This is a genomic window from Mesorhizobium sp. ESP-6-2 (genome assembly GCF_020164675.1).
GTDB lineage: Bacteria > Pseudomonadota > Alphaproteobacteria > Rhizobiales > Rhizobiaceae > Mesorhizobium.
This window is the reverse complement of the sequence record NZ_JAIUGT010000009.1, coordinates 255,490-274,517: the sequence shown is the minus strand read 5'-3', so window position 1 is coordinate 274,517 and position 19,028 is coordinate 255,490. Positions and strand designations below refer to the sequence as shown.

The following is a 19,028-nucleotide window of genomic DNA, read 5'->3' as shown; positions in this document are numbered from 1 at the left end:
AGCTTACAGCGGAATGTTGTCGTGCTTTTTCCAGGGGTTCTGCATGTCTTTGTTGCGCAGCATCCGCAGCGCGCGGGCAATGCGGCGGCGGGTCGAATGCGGCATGATCACCTCGTCGACATAGCCGCGCTCGGCGGCGACGAAGGGCGACAGGAAGCGGTCTTCGTAAGCCTTTGTATGGGCTGCGATCTTTTCGGCGTCGCCGATGTCCTTGCGATAGATGATCTCGACCGCGCCCCTGGCGCCCATCACGGCGATCTGCGCCGTCGGCCAGGCATAGTTCATATCGCCGCGCAGGTGTTTCGAAGCCATCACGTCATAGGCGCCGCCATAGGCTTTTCTGGTGATGACGGTGATCTTCGGCACGGTCGCCTCGGCATAGGCGAAGAGCAGTTTGGCGCCGTGCTTGATCAGCCCGCCATATTCCTGCGCCGTGCCGGGCAGGAAGCCCGGAACATCGACGAAGGTGACGATTGGAATCGAAAAGCAGTCGCAGAAGCGCACGAAGCGCGCAGCCTTGCGGCTGGCATCGGAATCGAGCACGCCGGCCAGCACCATGGGCTGGTTGGCGACGAAGCCGACCGTGCGGCCTTCGATGCGTCCGAAGCCGGTGACGATGTTCTTGGCGAAACTTTGCTGGATCTCGAAGAAATCACCCTCGTCGGCGACTTTCAGGATCAGCTCCTTGATATCGTAAGGCTTGTTGGCGTTGTCCGGTATCAGACGGTCGAGCGACAGATCGTGATCGGTGACCGACTGGTAGCATTCGATCTCGGGGATCTCCGATGTGTTCGAGGCTGGCAGCAAATCGACCAGCCGGCGCATTTGCAGCAGGGCCTCGACGTCGTTGTCATAGGCGCCGTCGGCGATCGAGGATTTCGTCGTGTGGACGGAAGCGCCGCCGAGGCTCTCGGCGGTCACCGTCTCGTTGGTGACGGTCTTCACCACGTCCGGCCCGGTGACGAACATGTAGGACGTGTCGCGCACCATGAAGATGAAGTCGGTCATGGCCGGCGAATAGACATCGCCGCCGGCGCAAGGCCCCATGATTACGGAAATCTGCGGAATGACGCCCGACGCCAGCACATTGCGCTGAAATATCTCGGCATAGCCGCCGAGTGCGGCCACGCCCTCCTGGATGCGGGCGCCACCGGCATCGTAGAGGCCGATGATCGGCGCGCGGTTGCGCAGCGCCATCTCCTGCACCTTGATGACTTTCTCGGCATGCGCTTCCGACAGCGAGCCGCCGAAAACGGTGAAATCCTTGGCGAAGAGATAGACCGGACGGCCGTTGACGGTTCCCCAACCGGTGACGACGCCATCGCCGGCGATCTTGGTCTTTTCCATGCCGAAGTCGGTCGAACGGTGCTCGACATACATGTCGAACTCCTCGAACGAGCCCTCGTCGAGAAATACGTCGATGCGTTCGCGGGCGGTCAGCTTGCCCTTCTTGTGCTGGGCATCGATTCGGGCCTGACCCCCGCCCATGCGGGCGATCTCGCGACGACGCTCGAGTTCCTTCAGCACGTCCTTCATTCTCGATCTCCTGCGCGGGCTGCTTTGTGGTAATGGTGCCCGCAGATGAGCGCAAGCGTCGCTTTTTCGAGGCGTTTTGTTGCGCTGCAACATGATGCCCTTGCATTTCAGAGCGAACTCAGCCATATGCACGGCATAGGCGCTTGGGCCGGATTGATCCGGCCTTCTCCTCGAATGAGACTGGTTGCGTCTGTTTTCCCTCTTTCCTGCTGATCGGCCCCGATTGGTTAGCAAGGCGGCGAAAAAGCCCCGTGGCATGATGCCTGCGGGCACGACAGCGCAGCCGCGCGGACGGACACGTCCGCCGCCTTGTCGTTCCATAACAATTGTCCGACGGCGGGTTGCGCCCTGCCGCCATTGATGTTTGCGGCCAGAGGCCGTGTGAAAGAAGAATATTTTGACCAACGAAAACACTTTGCCCGGCAACGACACTGGAGAACTCTCCGGTTTCGCGGCACTGGGAATTACGGGTGCGCTGCTCAAGGCCACCCATGCCGCCGGCTTCGCCGATCCGAAGCCGATCCAGGTCCAGGCTATCCCGCCCCAGATGGAAGGCCGTGACATTTTCGGCATCGCCCAGACCGGCTCCGGCAAGACAGCGGCTTTCGCTCTGCCGATCCTCTCCAAGATCATCGCGCTCGGCACCAAACGGCGTGCCAAGACGACCCGTGCGCTGATTCTGGCGCCGACTCGTGAGCTCGCCGTGCAGATCGAAGACACCATCAAGATCCTCGCCAAGGGCGCGCATGTCTCGACGGCGCTCGTGCTGGGCGGCGTCTCGCGCTTCAGCCAGGTGAAGAAGATCGCTCCCGGCGTCGATGTACTGATCGCCACGCCCGGCCGATTGACCGACCTGGTGCGTGAGGGCGACCTCATCCTCTCCGACACCAAATGGCTGGTCCTCGACGAGGGCGACCGCATGCTCGACATGGGCTTCATCAACGACGTCAAGCGCATCGCCAAGGCGACCGCGCCGGATCGCCAGACGGCGCTGTTTTCGGCGACGATGCCGAACGAGATCGCCGAGCTGGCCAAGGGCCTGTTGAAGAGCCCGGTTCGCGTCGAAGTCGCGCCACAGAGCACGACGGCGGCCGAGATCGTGCAGAGCGTCGTCCTTGCCCGCACCAAGCAGAAGCGCCAGGTGCTGTCGACAATGCTCGCCGACGAGGCGATGAAGTCCGTCATCATCTTTTCGCGCACCAAGCACGGCGCCGATCGGGTGACCAAGGACCTCGAGCGCGACGGCTTCAAGGCCGCCGTTATTCACGGCAACAAGTCGCAGAATGCGCGCCAGAAGGCGCTCAATGATTTCCGCGACGGCGCGGTGCGCATTCTGGTGGCCACCGACATCGCCGCGCGCGGCATCGACGTGCCCGGCATCAGTCATGTCGTGAATTTCGACCTGCCTGATGAGGCGGAGAGCTATGTCCACCGTATCGGCCGCACCGGCCGCAACGGCCGGGACGGCATTGCGATTACGCTCTGCGACCCGTCCGAGAACAGCAAGCTGCGCCAGGTCGAGCGCATCATCCGCGCCAAGCTGCCTGTTGTCGCCGACCATCTCGGCAGCCCCGATCCGCAGCGCAACCCGGCTGAGAAGAACGAGCGCTTCGAGCCTGCCAATGACCGCAACGAGCGCAATGGCCGTCGGGACGGCAGGCGGCCGGGCGGCCAGAACAACGGCTCCGGCAAGAAACGCTTCGGTGACAAGCCGGCCTTCGCTGGCGACCGCAAACCGGAAGGCGCCAAGCCCTTCAAGGGCAACAATAAACGCCGCTTCGGCGGCAAGCGTCCTGCGGCGCGGGCTGCGTAGGCAGGCCGCTTCGTATCGGCCGGGCATTTGCGTGCCCGGCTGGTCACCAGTGAGATAAAGGGCGACCGCGGTGAGGCTGCGGTCGCCCTTTCCGTATGGAAGCTCGGGCTACTTCGCGACCGCCTCGATCCAGACGGCAATTCTTTGTGCAAGGAAGGTCGTGGTCGATGGCGACAGGGCGTCGCCGGCGATGACGTGGTTGTCGGCATCGCCGGTGTCGTCGGCCGGAACCAGTTCGTGCGGCGCGCCCCAACGCCCGGCGATTTCACGCGTGCGGTCAGACCGAACCACGCTGTCCGAATCCGAAAAGATGAAGAGGGCAGGGACCACCGCTTTCTCCACCGGCGCGCCATAGGCAAGTTCCGTCAGCGCCTGCATCGGCAGCGTCGCGGCAAGGGGATAGCTGGTGGTCCAGAACTTCTCGTGCAGCGCGTTGCGCGGCATGAAGCTGCGCTCTTTGCCGGCGACGAGTTCGGCTATTTGTTTGCCCCATCGCATGGTCAGGATATCGGCGCCCGACGCCTTGACGCCAAAATTCGGCGAGATGAACGCGATCGCCGCCACGCCGTCCGAAGCGCCCGGCTGTGTTGCCGCCCAGGCCGCCAGCGAGCCGCCGGTCGAAGTGGAGATAACGATCACCTTGTCGCCGATGGCCCGACCGATCGCGAGCGCCTCCTCATAATCGTTGATCCAGGCGTTGACGCTGCCTTGCGTCATGGCCGCGCCATCCTGCCCGTGGCCGGTGAGGCGGGTGAAGAACAGATTGGCGTCGAGTTGGTCGGCAACCTCGTCGGGCAGCGGGCGGAGTTCGCCTTTCGACGCCGAAAAGCCGTGGATATAGACGATGGACAGCGGTGTCCTGGCATGCACCATCGGATTGGCCCAGATGATTTCTTTCTCCAGCCCGTCACGGATGCCGGATATCGCCGCTTCCGTCCTGGCCACGTAGGCCTGCGGATCGTCGCCGATTGCGGATGGATCGAAGCGGATCGTGGTGTCGACGGGAACCCGCGGGCCGAGCACGAAGGCCAGTGCGAGGATGGCGACTAACCCCAGCACAGCAAGCACGATATGTCGCCCCATCGCAGACTCCAAACGCAACAACAACAAACCCACCGGGGTGGCCGGGAACAGGCAACGACCGGCCCGGCGATGAAGCCGCCGATCCGGTGGCTTCTATTCGCTCGGCGGCTTGCGGTCATAATTCAGCGGCCGTGCCTTCCAGCTCGTCATGAGGCTGATCACGCCTCGGTACACCGGTCTCGGCAACAGGCTGAGCAGCTTCAGGGGCCAGCTCGTCCGGCGCGGGAACGTGACCTCGAAGCCGCCGGATTTGATACCCCGCACCATGCGCCGCGTCGCTCGGCTGACCGGCATCAGCCCCGGCATGGGCAGCATGTTCTTCTCGGTCAGCGGTGTGTCTATGAAGCCCGGATTCATGACCTGGACGCGCACGTTCATCTTGTCGAAATCGTATTTCAGCGATTCGGCCAGGATGTTGATCGCCGCTTTGGTGCCGCCATAAGCGGCCGTCGTCGGCCAGCCGAAATAAGCGGTGACCGAGCCGACCAGCACGATATGGCCGCGCGCCCGCACGCGCATGCGTTCGACGACCGGCACCAGCCCGTTGATGATGCCGAAATAGTTGACCTCGAAAGAGCGGCGAAAATCGCTGACGACGAGAGCCTCGCCAGGCGTGGAAATGTAATTGCCCGCGTTTAAGACGGCGAGCACGATGGGGCCAAGCTCGTTCTCGATCGCAGCGACGGTTCTCGCCATGCGCGGCTCGTCGGTGACATCGCAGGGAAAAGCCTTCACCTTGCCTGGCATCTGCGCGGTCTCGACAATCAGCGTGTCGATCGGATCGCCATCGGGTGCCGTTACGGCCACCGCATAGCCCTGGGACGCAAGATCCCTGGCCAGCGAACGGCCGATGCCGCTGCTGCCTCCCGTGACCCAGGCGACGCCATGCTTCGGGTCGGCCCGATAGAGTGTCATGCTGCGCCCCCGTCGAATTGTTCTTGGCTTTTGCTCTAACCGCGAAGAAATCGAATGAAAAGAGCGGTTTTCGACGCCAGTCGCAAATGAACAGCGCGGATACGCCCGGCACCAGGGAGACGCCGGCGCAAATGCAGTGCGGAAAATGCGACTGGACCAGGCAAATTCTTGCCTTGAAACCGAAGCTTCGGGTTTCTAGGGTTTCGCCGCAGCTACACAAGGACTCCCGAATGCCCCGCTCCGTGATCGACGCTATCGGCAACACGCCATTGATCCGCCTCAACAAGGCTTCGGAAGAGACCGGCTGCGAGATTCTGGGCAAGGCCGAATTCATGAATCCTGGACAGTCGGTCAAGGACCGCGCCGGCCTGTTCATCATCCGCGATGCCGAAGAGCGTGGGCTGCTCAGGCCGGGCGGCGTCATTGTCGAGGGCACGGCCGGCAATACGGGCATCGGGCTGACGCTGGTCGCCAAGGCGCTCGGCTACCGCACCGTCATCGTCATTCCCGAGACGCAGAGCCAGGAGAAGAAGGACACGATCAAGCTGCTCGGCGCCGAGCTGATCGAGGTTCCGGCCGTGCCGTACAAGAACCCCAACAACTACGTGAAATTGTCGGGGCGGCTGGCTGAGCAAATGGCGCGGTCGGAGCCGAACGGCGCTATCTGGGCCAACCAGTTCGATAATATCGCCAACCGCGATGGTCATATCCGCACCACGGCGCAGGAGATATGGAGCCAGACCGGCGGCAAGGTCGACGGCTTCGTCTCGGCGGTCGGCTCGGGCGGAACGCTGGCCGGCGTCGCTTTCGGGCTGAAGGCGAAAAGCAGGGACGTCAAGATCGCCCTCGCCGATCCGCTGGGTGCTGCGCTTTACAGTTTCTACACCAGCGGTGAGCTGAAGTCGGAAGGCAGTTCGATCACCGAAGGCATCGGGCAGGGGCGCATCACAGCCAACCTCGATGGGTTCACGCCCGACTTCTCGTTCCAGATTCGTGATGAGGATGCGTTGCCGATCGTCTTCGACCTGGTCCAGGAGGAAGGCCTTTGCGTCGGCGGTTCGACCGGCATCAACATAGCGGGCGCGATCCGGCTGGCGCGTGAACTCGGCCCCGGCCATACCGTCGTGACCATTCTTTGCGACTACGGCACACGCTACCAATCGAAGCTGTTCAATCCCGAATTCCTGCGCGAAAAGAAGCTGCCGGTGCCCGGCTGGATGGAAGAGAAATCAGAGATTTCCGTGCCGTTTGAAGAGGTTGTGTGATGGCGCACAAGACCGAAGCGCTGTTTCGCGACGACGCCTATCTCAGGACGGCCGATGCCGTGGTGGTCGCCGTCAACGAGCGCGGCGGCATCGTTCTGGACCGCACCATCTTCTATGCCACCTCGGGCGGGCAGCCGGGAGATAGCGGCCATCTCCAGCGCGCCGATGGCAGCCGCATCGTGCTGGCCGCCACCATCACCGGGGAAACAAAGGACGAGATCATCCACGTGCCGGCGCCGGAACAAGCCGCGCCTGCGGTCGGGGAGCGCCTGAGGCTCGCTATCGACTGGGAGCGGCGGCACCTTTTGATGCGCATGCATGCCGCTTGCCATTTGCTCACCGTCGTCTGCCCGTTTCCAATCACCGGCGCGGCGGTTTCGGAACACGACAGCCGTGTCGATTTCGACATTCCCGACGCCAGCTTCAGCAAGGAAGACGTGACGGCGAGCCTGATGGGCTTGGTGCGGGCCGATCATCCGATCTTTACCAGGCTGATCAGCGACGAGGAACTGGCCGCCAATCCGGGTCTGGTGAAGTCCAAAAATGTCCGTCCGCCGCTAGGCACCGGCAAAATCCGGCTGGTCTGCATCGGCGAGAACGCTTCGGTGGACAGCCAGCCCTGCGGTGGTACCCATGTCAAAAGCACCGGCGAGATCGGCGAAATCCATATCGGCAAGATCGAGAAGAAGGGACGTGAGAACCGGCGCTTCCGCATCCGGTTTGGACTGATGCCTCAAACATGATCTCGAAAGCTGCGACGTTTTCGGACAAGATCATGCGGCAAGGCAACGTCTGGTCAATGGCGGCAGGAGAACCACAATGGCTGAAGACAGTCCTTTCACCGTCGACGCGGACTGGTTGCAGGAGCGTCTGGGCCAGCCTGGCCTGACGATTGTCGATGCATCCTGGTATCTCCCGGCGCAGAACCGCGACGCGCGGGCCGAATATGATGCCGGGCACATTCCGGGCGCCCGCTTCCTGGATCAGGACGCGGTCTCCGATCCGGACGCCGCGCTGCCGCATACACTGCCGTCGCCGCAGCATTTTGCCCAGTATGTCGGCGCGATGGGCGTTTCGGCCGATGACACGATTATCGTCTATGACGGCCCGGGCTTTTTCTCGGCACCTCGGGCATGGTGGATGTTCCGGGTGATGGGCGTCTTCCAGACCTATATCCTTGACGGCGGTTTCGATGGCTGGAAAGCGGCCGGCCGGCCAGTGACGGCCGAACCGACCAAAATCGCGCCCAGCGTGTTCCACGCCGATTTCGACGCCGGCCGGGTCGCCAGCCTTGCCGATATGCGCCGCATCGTCGAAACCCGGGAGAGCCAGATTGCCGATGCGCGCGGGGCAGGACGCTTCACCGGCGCGGAGCCGGAGCCGCGTGCGGGCGTCCGTTCCGGCCATATGCCGGGCGCGCGCAACTTGCCCTATTCGGCGCTGTCGGAACACGGCGTGCTTCTGCCGAAGGAGCGGTTGCGCAAGGTGGTCGAGGACGCCGGCCTCGATCTGTCGAAGCCTGTCGTCACTTCCTGCGGCTCTGGCGTTACGGCAGCGGTGATTACGCTTGCGTTGGAAACGCTTGGCCATACCGACAACAGGCTTTACGACGGCTCATGGACCGAATGGGGCGGTCTCTCCGACACACCAGTCGTGACAGGCAAGGAATGACGATGGAAAACGGCGAGCTGAAGGACATCGAAGTCACGGTGACGTTCCTCGAGATGCATGCACCACCGGCCGTGTCGCCGCCCATGCCCTACAACCGCCAGGTCGCACTCCTGAAAACCAAGGACATTCCGCTGCATTTCTACCGGTACCTGATGGATCGGGTGGGGCGTAAATGGCACTGGGTCAATGTGCTGAGGCTGGATGACGACGAGCTTTCTGCCGGCATCCACCGCGAGGATCGCGACATCAGGGTGCTCTATCTCGACGGCGCGCCCGCCGGGTTTTTCGACCTCAAGCCGCATCTGCCGGAAGAAGTTGAGCTTGCCTATTTCGGCATGATGGAACATGCCACCGGGCAAGGCATCGGCCGCTGGTTCCTGGGATCGGCGATCGCCGCGGCTTGGTCATATGGACCGAAACGGGTGACGGTGCAGACCTGCACGCTCGACCATCCTGCTGCCTTGCCGCTCTACCAGAAGCTCGGCTTCGCGCCGGTGGCGCAGAAGAAGGAGACCGTGCACCCTCTGCCCTTCGCCGAGCGCTCGGCCAGCGTCATGCGGCCATAGCGACGCCCTCACAAAAGCTGAACCTCTCGTTCATCCGCGCTTCAGCCTGTCTCTGCGATCTTGCCCGCACATAATACGGGCCGAAGGAGAAAAGACATGCTGACCCGCCGTACCCTTGCCGCCGCGCTGATCGCGGCAATCGCAATGCCCGGTCTCGCCGCCGGGCAGGCGACAACACCTTCGGCCGCAACCATCGAACGAAAGCTCGAGGCGGCACCCCGTGTGAAGCTGCGCCCGAACGAGCGTGTCACCATCCGTGAGTTCAAGCGCCGGCCGGACCTGCGCCGCATGGCCCGGTCGATCGACATCCAGTCGATCAATTTCGCCTTCGGCTCGGCCGCGATTTCCAGTTCGCAATACGACAAGATCGACACTATCGCCGATGCGTTGCAGCGTATCCTGCGCCGCAATCCCGGGGCGCGCGTCCTCATCGAGGGCCATACCGACGCCGTCGGCTCCTTCCAATCGAACCAGATCCTGTCGGAACAGCGCGCCGCCTCGCTGAAGCGCACCCTGGTGCGCGAATTCGGCGTGCCGGCCTATGCTTTGGAGACGGTCGGTTATGGCGAGGAATTCCTGCTGGTGCAGACGCAGAACGAAAACTGGCGGAACCGGCGGGTCACCCTCCGTCGCTTTGACGACTTCATTCGCTGAGGAGTTCCGACAATCCGGTGAAGTTCGCCTTGCCTTGGTCGGCTGGAAAATGCCGGTCAAGGGCCAATGGTTGTCAGGAATCGGGTGGGAGGCAGGGGCTGAAGCGCATAACTTCCGATCAACGACATCGGAGATTTTCGCCATGACCATCCAGTTCAAAGCCTTGCCGACACAAGATGTACGAGCGCTTCAGCGCGGCGGACCCGATGCGTATGGAAACACGCCCGAGCGCAAAGTCTCCGACGGCGACGGCATGCCATGCCGGCATTGCCTGAAGAACATCTCCGCCGGAGACGACTATCTCATCCTGGCCTACCGGCCATTCCCCAAACTTCAGCCCTATGCCGAGACCGGACCGATCTTCCTTCACGCGCAGGAATGCGAGCGCACCGCGGAATCTCAGGCGCTTCCCGAAATTCTCGAAAGCCCGGACTATATCGTGCGCGGCTACGGCAGGGATGACCGCATCGTCTATGGCAGCGGCGGCGTCATTGCGACCGATGCGATCGCGGCGCGCGCCGAGGCTCTCTTGGAGCGCGACGACATTGCCTACGTCCATGTTCGCTCGGCGCGCAACAATTGCTACCAATGCCGGATCGAACGCACCTGAAGGGGCGCATGTGGGCGGTGCGATAGCAGAGCGCTGTCGTACTCCCGTCACACCAGTGCGGTACACGGGTAGTCGTCGATCGATTTGTCGACCGCGGATGAACCGGCGGCAAATCTCGACATCGAGGAAGCGGGGCCTTGGCTCCGCTTTTTTGTTTGCCTGAACCTCCCACAGAAAGTTTGTGCGCAAAGAAGCCGATGGGCTTCGACTATTTGCCTGGAGGGCTCAGTTAAACTTGCAATTGGCGCCGAGACGCAGGTTGCGGCACATGTTTTAAGCCCGAGCCGGGTGCAGGCCTGACAGCCGCCAATCCGGAAAGAAAAAACCCGCCGGGAATGACCGGCGGGCTGACGGGAGGCCGGTATCCTCTCAGGAGAATCAGGCCGCGAGAACCGCCTTCGGTTCGACCAGTTCGTAGCCGAGCGCTTCGGCGACCGCACGGTTGGTAATCTTGCCTCTGTGGACGTTGAGTCCATTGCGCAGATGATGGTCGTCGACCAGCGCCTTCAGGCCCTTGTCGGCGAGCTGCAGGCCATAGTGCAGAGTCGCGTTGTTGAGTGCATGTGCTGAGGTGACCGGCACGGCGCCCGGCATGTTGGCGACGCAGTAGTGGATGACGCCGTCGACCTCATAGGTCGGCTCAGCATGCGTGGTCGCGTGCGAGGTCTCGAAGCAGCCGCCCTGGTCGATGGCGACGTCGACCAGCACCGACCCCTTCTTCATGCCCGAAAGCATTTCGCGCGAGACCAGCTTCGGCGCCGCAGCACCCGGGATCAGCACGGCGCCGACGACGATGTCGGCGGAAAAGCACTCTTCTTCCAGAGCCTCCACGGTCGAGTAGCGGGTGTGGACGCGGCCGGCAAAGAGGTCGTCGAGCTGGCGCAGGCGCGGGATCGAGCGGTCGATGATGGTGACGTCGGCGCCCAGGCCAGCCGCCATCCTGGCCGCGTGCAGGCCGACGACGCCGCCGCCGAGCACAGTGACCTTGCCGGGCAGCACGCCGGGCACGCCGCCGAGCAGCACGCCGCGGCCGCCATTGGCCTTCTGCAGCGCCGTGGCGCCGGCCTGGATCGACAGGCGGCCGGCGACTTCCGACATCGGCGCCAGCAACGGCAGGCCGCCCCGGTCGTCGGTCACCGTTTCATAGGCGATGGCGGTAACGCCCGAAGCGAGCAGGCCCTTGGTCTGTTCCGGATCTGGAGCAAGGTGAAGATAGGTGTAGAGGATCTGGCCATCGCGCAGTTGGGCCCATTCGTTAGGCTGCGGCTCCTTGACCTTGACGATCATATCCGACTTGGCGAACACGTCGGCCGCCGTCTTGGCGATGGTGGCGCCGGCGGCGCGATAGGCGTTGTCGTCGGCGCCAATGCCAGCCCCGGCGCCGGTCTCGACCAGCACCTCATGTCCGTGGGCGACATATTCGCGGACCGAGCCGGGCGTAAGCCCGACACGATATTCATGATTCTTGATTTCCCGGGGGCAGCCGACGCGCATTTTCTTTTCTCCTGACACGGCCCTTCCGGGCTCGTTCCCTGTATTGACGCAGTCAACCACGAATCGTTGCGTAAGTGTTTGCGAATGCACTTGCAGGAGGGTTCGCTATTCGATAATTGTTGCGTAGAATGCGCAAAAATTCGCAGGAATCACGAAGAATGCCGCTCGACAGGATTGATATCGCCATTCTGGAGACCTTGCAGAAGGATGGCAGGATGCCGAACGCCGCCCTTGCCGAAAGGGTCGGCCTGTCGCAGTCGGCCTGTTCGCGCCGGCTCGACAATCTGGAGAAATCCGGAACCATCCGCGGCTATCATGCCCGGCTTTCCAATGCAGCACTTGGTCACCAGATGACGGCGATCGTGCACATATCGCTGTCGGGCCAGTTCGAGAAGACGCTGTCGGATTTCGAGGCTGCGATCAAGCGCTGCCCCAACGTGCTGTCCTGTCACCTGATGTCGGGCGAGTACGACTACATCCTCAGGATCGCGGCCAAGGACCTTGCCGACTACGAACGCATCCACAAGGAGTGGCTGTCGGCGATGCCGCATGTGACGAAGATCAATTCGTCTTTTGCCCTGCGCGAAATCGTCGACCGGACGGCGATGGGTCTGAAGCCCGAAATGGCCTGAGCGTTCTCAGCCTTCCACGCCTTCAGCCGTCTACGCCTTGGCAGCCTCCGTCACGATCCGGTCCATCGGGATATCGTGCGGCTGCGGGTAGATGGTGGCGATGCGCTGCAATTCGTAGCCGACGCCGATGACCAGCGGCTTGAACGGCATCGCCGCCAGCGTTCGGTCATAGAACCCGCCGCCATAGCCCAGGCGATAATTGCCGGAATCGATGCCGACGATCGGCGAGATGACGATGTCGGGCAAGACCGGTTCGCCCTCGGCCGGAATCGGAATGTTCCACACGCCCTTCTCCAGCCGGTCGCCCGGAACATAGGCCCGGAAGATCAGCGGCTGTGCCTTTTCGACGACGACGGGCAGCGCGGTGCGCCCGCCTCGTTCATTGATGGCGGCCATCCATGGCCGCAGGTCCGGCTCGCCGCGAAACGGCCAATAGAGGCTGACCATGCGGCCGGCGATATTGCCGATCACCGCGTCGAGGGCTCCGGCGATGCTCTGCGACATCGCCGTTCGCGCATCGGCGGAAACCGCGAGACGCGCCGCGATCAGGCGTTCCCGTTCGGCCTTGCGCCATCGTCTGACGTCGGTCCAATCGGCTATGGGCGCGTGAAACGCAGGATCGAGTTCGTGCATGAAGCATGGCGGCGAGGAATATTGCGCGGGACCCTGGTCGTCGTGATCGTTGGCCATGCTTCACCTCATCGCTGTTTTCCATAACGCTATACCCGGCGGCGGGATGCGACATGTGCATTCACGACATGGAACGACGAGTCTCGGGCACGGCCTTTGTGTTGCTGCATTGCACAAAAGCTCCTACATCAAAGGCAGGCGATATTGCTCGTCAGGGTGAACGCGATGGATCAAGCCAATCACCATGTCGTCGTCGTAGGGGCGGGGTTCGGCGGCCTCGAATTCACCCGCGCTCTCGCCGGAGCGCCCGTGCGCATCACCATGATCGACAAACGCAATCATCATCTTTTCCAGCCGCTGCTCTACCAGGTCGCGACGACGGCGCTGGCGACCTCGGAGGTCGCTTGGCCGATCCGCCACCTGCTGCGCAAGCGCAAGGACGTGACGACGCTGCTCGCCAATGTCACCGGCATCGACCGAGCCGGAAAACGCGTGCTGCTCGATGACGGCAGCACCGTCGCCTACGACACGCTGGTGCTCGCCACCGGTGCCCGACACGCCTATTTCGGCCACGATGAATGGGAGCCGTTCGCGCCAGGGCTGAAGACCCTGGAGGACGCCACCACCATTCGACGGCGCATTCTGCTCGCCTTCGAACAGGCCGAGCGGGAAACCGATCCCGCCAGGCGCCAGGCGCTGCTGACCATCGCGATCGTCGGCGGCGGTCCGACCGGTGTCGAACTTGCCGGCACCATTGCCGAACTGGCGCACGACACACTGCGCGGCGAATTCCGCAACATCGACACGCGCGAGACGCGTGTGGTGCTGATCGAGGCTGGCGACCGCATACTGGCCAATTTCGCGCCGAAACTGTCCGATTATGCCAAAAAGGCGCTGAAGCGGCTCGGCGTGACGATCGAACTCGGCCGGGCGGTCACGCGCTGCGACGCCGAGGGCGTCGTCTTCGGCGACACGCATCTGCCGGCGAGGACCATATTGTGGGCGGCGGGCGTTGCCGCTTCGCCGGCAGCCGAATGGCTGGGCGCCGCCGCCGATCGGGCGGGAAGGGTGCTGGTTGAACCCGATCTCACCGTCCCGGGCAGCCCCGAGATTTTCGTCATCGGCGACGCCGCTCTCGTGCTGCGGCCCGATGGACGGCCAGTTCCCGGCGTGGCGCCTTCCGCCAAGCAGGAGGGCCGCCATGTTGCCGCGACCATCAAGGCCAGGCTTGCCGGCGACCCGAGCGTACGGCCGTTCCACTACAAGCATGCCGGTGACCTGGCCACGATCGGCAAGCGCGCCGCAGCGATCGATTTCGGCTGGATCAGGCTGACCGGCTGGCCGGCCTGGTGGCTGTGGGGACTGGCGCACATCCATTTCCTGATCGGCTTCCGCAACCGGCTCGCGGTGTCGCTGAGCTGGCTATGGATCTACGTCACGGGCCAACGCAGCGCCCGCCTGATCACGCAGGGCGACGACGACAAGGGCTGATCTTCCGCGCTTGCGCCCGTTCATCCGCGCGTCATCAGTTGCTGATCGACTGAGAGCTCCGATGCGCGCAACTTCTTGAATGGACTCGAATAGGTTTCAGCGCGAAGTTCGCTTTGGGGCAGGGCTTTCGTGTCGTCGAAAAGGAGAAAACATGTCGCAGCCGCTCCATTCCGTCTCCCGCCGCAGTCTCCTCGCGGGCGCCGGCGCCACGGGCGCGCTGATTGCGCTTCACCCTTTCTCCGCCCGCGCCCAGGCTAACCAGGCGCATCTCCGGATCATGGAGACCACCGACATCCATGTGAATGTGCTGCCCTACGACTATTACGCCGACAAAGCGAATGACACGATGGGACTGTCGCGCACGGCTTCGCTGATCGACGCGGTGCGCAAGCAGGCTATCAATTCGATGCTGATCGACAATGGCGACCTGCTGCAGGGCAATCCGATGGGCGACTACATCGCCTATGAAAAGGGCATGAAGGACGGCGACCTTCATCCGGTCATGAAAGGCATGAACCTGCTCGGCTACGAGTGCTCGACGCTGGGCAACCACGAATTCAACTATGGCCTGTCGTTCATGGACAAGGTTCTGGCCGGCGCCAATTTTCCCTTCGTCTGCGCCAACCTGATCCGCGGCACCAAGCTTGCCGCGAACCCGCGCGACGACAAGCTCTACCTCAAGCCCTACGTCATCCTCGACAAGAAGATCAAGGACGGTTCAGGCACCGAGCAACCGATCAGGATCGGCATCATCGGCTTCGTGCCGCCGCAGATCATGGTCTGGGATCTCAAGAACCTCGAAGGTAATGTCAGAACGCGCGACATTGTCGAGGCCGCCAAGGCCTGGGTGCCGCAGATGAAGGAGGACGGCGCCGACATTATCATCGCGCTCTCGCATTCTGGCATCGACATCAAGCAGGGCGATATGATGGAGAACGCATCGTTCTTTGTCGCCGGCGTCGAAGGCATCGACGCGGTGTTCACGGGTCACCAGCATCTGGTGTTCCCTGGGAAGAAGGATTTTCAGGCGCTCGAAGGCGTCGATGCGCAAAAGGGTACGCTACAGGGCAAGCCCGCCGTCATGGGCGGCTTCTGGGGCTCGCATATGGGCCTGATCGATCTGATGCTGGAGCGCGACGGATCGAAATGGAAGATCGTTTCCGCTACCTCGGAGGCGCGGCCGATCTTCGAGCGTGTCGATAACAAGAACAAGCCGACTGTCGCGGACGACAACCGCATCATCGCCGCGCTCGAGCAGGACCACCAGGCAACGCTCGCCTATGTGCGTCGTCCCGTCGGCAAGACCGCAGCGCCGCTCTATTCCTATTTCGCGCTGGTCGCCGACGATCCGTCGGTTCAGGTCGTCAGCCAGGCGCAGACCTGGTACCTGCAGGACATCCTGAAAAACACCCAATGGAAGAACGTGCCGCTGCTGTCGGCGGCAGCCCCCTTCAAGGCCGGCGGGCGCAACGGCGCCGACTACTACACCGATGTGCCGGCAGGCGACATCGCCATCAAGAACGTCGCCGACCTCTACCTTTATCCCAACACCGTGCGGGCCGTTGAGATCACCGGAGCGCAGGTCAAGGAATGGCTGGAAATGTCGGCCGGCATCTTCAACCGGATCGAACTTGGCAAGGCCGACCAGGCGCTCATCAACACCGACTTTCCGTCCTACAATTTCGACGTTATCGACGGCGTCACCTACAAAATAGATCTGTCCCAGCCGCCGAAATACGATGCCAAGGGCGGGCTTGCCAATGCCGGCGCCAATCGCATCGTCGACTTGATGTTCGACGGAAAACCAATTGATCCCAATCAGAAATTTGTGGTTGCAACGAACAACTACCGGGCCGGCGGCGGCGGCAATTTCCCTGACATTGATGCTTCCAGGATCATCTACGAAGCGCCGGACACCAACCGCGATGTCATCGTCCGCTACATCGTCAAGCAGGGCACGATAAACCCGTCGGCGGACGGCAACTGGTCGTTCGCGCCGCTGCCCGGAACCAGCGTCGTGTTCGAGACAGGGCCCAAGGCGAAGGACTTCATCGCTGAAGTGAAGTCGTTGAAGATCGAGCCGGCTGGCGAAGGCGAGGCAGGATTCGCGAAATACCGAATCCTTCTCTGATCGCCACTCGCAATTGGGCCGCGGGCCGTTTCGGGGCATGCCCGGCCAGTCGCCCGGCGACGAGATCAAAGGCGCGCCGGCATTGATTTGCCAGTTCCAGGTGCCGAGAGCTCACACACCGGACGAGGGTCGACACGGACCTGTTTTTGCCTGGCAGAAACGTCTAGGAGCACAGCCGGGCTTATGCGATAGATTAGCCATGCGTTATGTCATCGTCATCGCCGCCGTTGCGTTTTTCCTGATCTGGGACGGTCTCTACAACCAGGGCCGGTACCTCGATATGACGGTGAGGAATGTCTCTCACGTGGTGCGTTACGTCACCGGCAAGGCCTAGATTTGGCGCATCCTGGGCGCGTCGCAAGGACGCGCGGCACCCTGAACGGTTGACCTGACGGTTTCGTCGTCACAAAAGACCCCGGATTTTGATCGAGGAGGCGGGTTTGATCCGGCATATCGTTTTCTTCAGCGCGCGGCGCGGCGAGGATGTGGAGGCAGTGCGCTCGGGGCTGCTGGCGCTCGGCGGCATTCCCCATTCCAGCCTGTTCGAGGTGACGCTGAACACCAAGGTCGATCCGCTGTCGGATGAAATCGACGTGGTCGTCTATGCCGAATTCACGGATGCCGCCGCATTGGCCGCCTACAAGGCGCATCCGCTCTATGCGCAGACCACCAGCAGGGTCAAACCGTTGCGTGAATTGCGTTATTCCGCCGATGTGGTGGCGGGGAGCTGATCCGACACTCTTGAACCCTTTTGCGGAATGAGGCACACCGCGCCGGCATGATCCACACACCATCCACAGGCACTCATCCGCTGGACCACCTCGTGCTGCCGACCTTGAGCCTGGATGTGGCGCGGGCGCGGCTAACGGCCCTCGGCTTCATCGTCGCGCCGACAGGCATCCATCCATTCGGCACGGAAAATTGCTGCGTCTTCCTCGCGGACGGCACCTATCTCGAACCGCTGGCTGTCGGCGATGACCAGGCCGCGATGAGGGCCGCCGGCCAGGGCAATGTCTTCGTCGCGCGTGACCGACTCTATCGTGACCGCAATGGCAAGGAAGGTTTTTCCGCCGTGGTCCTGGCCACGGATGATGCCGATGCGGACCATGCACGCTATGTCGATGCGAGCCTGTCGGGCGGGGACATGCTGGGCTTTTCGCGCGCGTTCACCGATGCCTCGGGCAAAAGCGACATGGCGTCATTCAGACTGGCCTTCGCGTCGTCCGGGGGTTCAACCGATGCGTTCCTGTTCGCCTGCCAGCGCGTCAACGCGCCGGAAGTGGACCGCACAGCGCTGCAGGCTCACGCCAACGGTGCCACGGGAATTGTCGAGATCGTGGCAATCAGCGACGAGCCCGCCGAGCAGCGTCGGCTGATTTCCGTGGCAGCAAACGATCCGACCGCTGACGCGCGCGCCTCCATTTTTCGTCTACCTAACGCTGTCTTGACTGTGCTCGACCCGGCCTCTTTCACGGCACGCTTTGGCGTGCCCGCCGGTAAGCCGACGCAACTCCGCTTCGCGGCAGTCGTCTTTTCGGTTCAGCGTGCCGCTGTCGCGGCAGGTCTGCTTGCAGCCAATTCCATCAGATACGATATGTCGGGCAATGATATCGTCGTGCAGCCGGCATCCGGGCAGGGCGCGGCCTTCATCTTTCGGGAGATACAATGAGCAACGCCTTGGCGCCCAATTCATCGGTAACCGTCGGCAATGTCGTCTTCGACAACGCAGCACCGCTGTCGCTGATCGCCGGCCCTTGCCAGTTTGAATCACGCCAGCATGCTTTCGACATGGCCGGCGCGCTGAAGGAATTGACAGGCAGGTTGGGCATAGGCCTCGTCTACAAGACCAGCTACGACAAAGCCAACCGCACCTCCCTGTCGGCAACGCGAGGTGCCGGCATGGAAGCGGCGCTCCCGGTCTTCGACGAGTTGCGCAAGGAATTCTCCTTGCCGGTTCTGACCGACGTCCACACCGAGGAACAGTGCGCCATCGTTGCGCCGCATGTCGACGTGCTGCAGATCCCGGCCTTCCTGTCGCGTCAGACCGACATGCTGGTTGCCGCCGCAAGGACGGGCAAGGTGATTAACGTCAAGAAGGGACAGTTCCTCGCGCCCTGGGACATGAAGAACGTGGTGGCCAAGATCACCGGCTCCGGCAACGCCAATGTCTTGACCACCGAGCGCGGCGCCTCGTTCGGCTACAACACGCTTGTCTCCGACATGCGGGCCCTGCCCATTATGGCCGACATCGGCGCGCCTGTTATTTTCGACGCCACCCATTCGGTCCAGCAGCCGGGCGGGCAGGGCGGTTCCTCCGGCGGCGAACGCCGCTTTGTCGAGACCTTGGCCCGCGCGGCTGTCGCTGTCGGCGTTGCCGGCGTCTTCATCGAGACCCACCAGGATCCGGATAATTCGACCTCGTCCGACGGACCGAACATGGTGCCGCTGAAGGATATGCCGGCACTTCTGGAAAGGTTGATGGCGTTCGACCGGGTGGCGAAGGCCCGCTGACCCGGCGCAGCTGAAGGTTGTCGCCG

The 19,028-nt window shown here is 62.7% G+C and carries 19 protein-coding genes; 14 read left to right on the top strand and 5 right to left on the bottom strand.

What is annotated here, in order from left to right:
• Positions 1 to 3: 3 nt before the first annotated feature.
• On the bottom strand, positions 4 to 1,536 hold the full coding sequence (locus LB532_RS23235) for an acyl-CoA carboxylase subunit beta (protein ID WP_140638063.1): 1,533 nt from the start codon (positions 1,534 to 1,536) through the stop codon (positions 4 to 6).
• A 397-nt stretch (positions 1,537 to 1,933) separates the two neighbouring features.
• Here LB532_RS23235 and LB532_RS23230 point away from each other — a divergent pair, with 397 nt between their 5' ends.
• Complete coding sequence (locus LB532_RS23230) at positions 1,934 to 3,349, top strand: DEAD/DEAH box helicase (protein ID WP_140548627.1); 1,416 nt, start codon at positions 1,934 to 1,936, stop codon at positions 3,347 to 3,349.
• Between the two features lie 108 nt (positions 3,350 to 3,457).
• Here the strand turns inward: LB532_RS23230 and LB532_RS23225 are convergent, their stop codons facing one another.
• Positions 3,458 to 4,432: an alpha/beta hydrolase gene (locus LB532_RS23225; RefSeq protein ID WP_140638064.1), complete on the bottom strand. Its 975-nt coding sequence runs from the start codon at positions 4,430 to 4,432 to the stop codon at positions 3,458 to 3,460.
• Positions 4,433 to 4,525: 93 nt separating this feature from the next.
• On the bottom strand, positions 4,526 to 5,347 hold the full coding sequence (locus LB532_RS23220) for an SDR family oxidoreductase (protein WP_140501312.1): 822 nt from the start codon (positions 5,345 to 5,347) through the stop codon (positions 4,526 to 4,528).
• 230 nt (positions 5,348 to 5,577) lie between these two features.
• On the opposite strand from LB532_RS23220, the gene LB532_RS23215 reads away from it, so the two are divergent.
• The 6 genes from LB532_RS23215 to LB532_RS23190 all read left to right on the top strand — a co-directional run bounded on the left by LB532_RS23215 (position 5,578) and on the right by LB532_RS23190 (position 10,113).
• A complete protein-coding gene (locus LB532_RS23215) occupies positions 5,578 to 6,612 on the top strand; it encodes a cysteine synthase A (protein WP_140638065.1) in 1,035 nt (344 codons plus the stop codon).
• Positions 6,612 to 7,355, top strand: coding sequence for an alanyl-tRNA editing protein (locus LB532_RS23210; protein ID WP_140638066.1), 744 nt, complete (start codon positions 6,612 to 6,614; stop codon positions 7,353 to 7,355). Before LB532_RS23215 ends, LB532_RS23210 begins: the two co-directional genes overlap by 1 nt.
• Before the next feature lie 76 nt (positions 7,356 to 7,431).
• A complete protein-coding gene (gene sseA, locus LB532_RS23205; protein WP_140638067.1) occupies positions 7,432 to 8,283 on the top strand; it encodes a 3-mercaptopyruvate sulfurtransferase in 852 nt (283 codons plus the stop codon).
• Positions 8,284 to 8,285: 2 nt separating this feature from the next.
• On the top strand, positions 8,286 to 8,849 hold the full coding sequence (locus tag LB532_RS23200) for a GNAT family N-acetyltransferase (protein WP_140501320.1): 564 nt from the start codon (positions 8,286 to 8,288) through the stop codon (positions 8,847 to 8,849).
• 96 nt (positions 8,850 to 8,945) lie between these two features.
• Positions 8,946 to 9,503: an OmpA family protein gene (locus LB532_RS23195; protein ID WP_140638068.1), complete on the top strand. Its 558-nt coding sequence runs from the start codon at positions 8,946 to 8,948 to the stop codon at positions 9,501 to 9,503.
• Positions 9,504 to 9,645: 142 nt separating this feature from the next.
• The gene (locus LB532_RS23190) at positions 9,646 to 10,113 is read left to right on the top strand and encodes a DUF1203 domain-containing protein (RefSeq protein ID WP_140638069.1); all 468 of its coding nucleotides are present in this window, start codon (positions 9,646 to 9,648) and stop codon (positions 10,111 to 10,113) included.
• A gap of 378 nt (positions 10,114 to 10,491) precedes the next feature.
• On the opposite strand, the gene ald is transcribed toward LB532_RS23190, so the two are convergent.
• Positions 10,492 to 11,607: an alanine dehydrogenase gene (ald, locus tag LB532_RS23185; RefSeq protein ID WP_140501325.1), complete on the bottom strand. Its 1,116-nt coding sequence runs from the start codon at positions 11,605 to 11,607 to the stop codon at positions 10,492 to 10,494.
• Between the two features lie 158 nt (positions 11,608 to 11,765).
• Here ald and LB532_RS23180 point away from each other — a divergent pair, with 158 nt between their 5' ends.
• Positions 11,766 to 12,239 carry an Lrp/AsnC family transcriptional regulator gene (locus LB532_RS23180; protein ID WP_140501327.1) on the top strand — a complete coding sequence of 158 codons (474 nt, stop codon included), beginning with the start codon at positions 11,766 to 11,768 and terminating at the stop codon, positions 12,237 to 12,239.
• A 30-nt stretch (positions 12,240 to 12,269) separates the two neighbouring features.
• On the opposite strand, the gene LB532_RS23175 is transcribed toward LB532_RS23180, so the two are convergent.
• Positions 12,270 to 12,929, bottom strand: a complete 660-nt coding sequence (locus LB532_RS23175; RefSeq protein ID WP_140638070.1) for a 5-formyltetrahydrofolate cyclo-ligase — start codon at positions 12,927 to 12,929, stop codon at positions 12,270 to 12,272.
• A gap of 165 nt (positions 12,930 to 13,094) precedes the next feature.
• Between LB532_RS23175 and LB532_RS23170 the strand changes: the two genes are divergently transcribed.
• The 6 genes from LB532_RS23170 to kdsA all read left to right on the top strand — a co-directional run bounded on the left by LB532_RS23170 (position 13,095) and on the right by kdsA (position 19,002).
• Positions 13,095 to 14,360 (top strand): NAD(P)/FAD-dependent oxidoreductase, encoded by a 1,266-nt coding sequence (locus LB532_RS23170; RefSeq protein WP_140638071.1) that lies wholly within the window; start codon positions 13,095 to 13,097, stop codon positions 14,358 to 14,360.
• A gap of 151 nt (positions 14,361 to 14,511) precedes the next feature.
• Positions 14,512 to 16,491 (top strand): bifunctional 2',3'-cyclic-nucleotide 2'-phosphodiesterase/3'-nucleotidase, encoded by a 1,980-nt coding sequence (locus LB532_RS23165; protein ID WP_140638072.1) that lies wholly within the window; start codon positions 14,512 to 14,514, stop codon positions 16,489 to 16,491.
• A gap of 199 nt (positions 16,492 to 16,690) precedes the next feature.
• Positions 16,691 to 16,825: a hypothetical protein gene (locus LB532_RS30110; RefSeq protein ID WP_263486323.1), complete on the top strand. Its 135-nt coding sequence runs from the start codon at positions 16,691 to 16,693 to the stop codon at positions 16,823 to 16,825.
• A gap of 106 nt (positions 16,826 to 16,931) precedes the next feature.
• Positions 16,932 to 17,222 (top strand): Dabb family protein, encoded by a 291-nt coding sequence (locus tag LB532_RS23160; protein ID WP_140501335.1) that lies wholly within the window; start codon positions 16,932 to 16,934, stop codon positions 17,220 to 17,222.
• A 47-nt stretch (positions 17,223 to 17,269) separates the two neighbouring features.
• On the top strand, positions 17,270 to 18,160 hold the full coding sequence (locus LB532_RS23155) for a VOC family protein (protein ID WP_140638073.1): 891 nt from the start codon (positions 17,270 to 17,272) through the stop codon (positions 18,158 to 18,160).
• Positions 18,157 to 19,002: a 3-deoxy-8-phosphooctulonate synthase gene (gene kdsA, locus LB532_RS23150; RefSeq protein ID WP_140557261.1), complete on the top strand. Its 846-nt coding sequence runs from the start codon at positions 18,157 to 18,159 to the stop codon at positions 19,000 to 19,002. Before LB532_RS23155 ends, kdsA begins: the two co-directional genes overlap by 4 nt.
• The last annotated feature ends 26 nt before the right edge of the window (positions 19,003 to 19,028 follow it).

Excerpts from the sequence above, each read along its gene's own strand:
- LB532_RS23235 (WP_140638063.1), bottom strand. The coding sequence starts at position 1,536 with ATGAAGGACGTGCTGAAGGAACTCGAGCGTCGTCGCGAGATCGCCCGC.
- LB532_RS23225 (WP_140638064.1), bottom strand. The coding sequence starts at position 4,432 with ATGGGGCGACATATCGTGCTTGCTGTGCTGGGGTTAGTCGCCATCCTC.
- LB532_RS23220 (WP_140501312.1), bottom strand. The coding sequence starts at position 5,347 with ATGACACTCTATCGGGCCGACCCGAAGCATGGCGTCGCCTGGGTCACG.
- LB532_RS23215 (WP_140638065.1), top strand. The coding sequence starts at position 5,578 with ATGCCCCGCTCCGTGATCGACGCTATCGGCAACACGCCATTGATCCGC.
- LB532_RS23210 (WP_140638066.1), top strand. The coding sequence starts at position 6,612 with ATGGCGCACAAGACCGAAGCGCTGTTTCGCGACGACGCCTATCTCAGG.
- sseA (WP_140638067.1), top strand. The coding sequence starts at position 7,432 with ATGGCTGAAGACAGTCCTTTCACCGTCGACGCGGACTGGTTGCAGGAG.
- LB532_RS23200 (WP_140501320.1), top strand. The coding sequence starts at position 8,286 with ATGGAAAACGGCGAGCTGAAGGACATCGAAGTCACGGTGACGTTCCTC.
- LB532_RS23195 (WP_140638068.1), top strand. The coding sequence starts at position 8,946 with ATGCTGACCCGCCGTACCCTTGCCGCCGCGCTGATCGCGGCAATCGCA.
- LB532_RS23190 (WP_140638069.1), top strand. The coding sequence starts at position 9,646 with ATGACCATCCAGTTCAAAGCCTTGCCGACACAAGATGTACGAGCGCTT.
- ald (WP_140501325.1), bottom strand. The coding sequence starts at position 11,607 with ATGCGCGTCGGCTGCCCCCGGGAAATCAAGAATCATGAATATCGTGTC.
- LB532_RS23180 (WP_140501327.1), top strand. The coding sequence starts at position 11,766 with ATGCCGCTCGACAGGATTGATATCGCCATTCTGGAGACCTTGCAGAAG.
- LB532_RS23175 (WP_140638070.1), bottom strand. The coding sequence starts at position 12,929 with ATGGCCAACGATCACGACGACCAGGGTCCCGCGCAATATTCCTCGCCG.
- LB532_RS23170 (WP_140638071.1), top strand. The coding sequence starts at position 13,095 with ATGGATCAAGCCAATCACCATGTCGTCGTCGTAGGGGCGGGGTTCGGC.
- LB532_RS23165 (WP_140638072.1), top strand. The coding sequence starts at position 14,512 with ATGTCGCAGCCGCTCCATTCCGTCTCCCGCCGCAGTCTCCTCGCGGGC.
- LB532_RS30110 (WP_263486323.1), top strand. The coding sequence starts at position 16,691 with ATGCGTTATGTCATCGTCATCGCCGCCGTTGCGTTTTTCCTGATCTGG.
- LB532_RS23155 (WP_140638073.1), top strand. The coding sequence starts at position 17,270 with ATGATCCACACACCATCCACAGGCACTCATCCGCTGGACCACCTCGTG.
- kdsA (WP_140557261.1), top strand. The coding sequence starts at position 18,157 with ATGAGCAACGCCTTGGCGCCCAATTCATCGGTAACCGTCGGCAATGTC.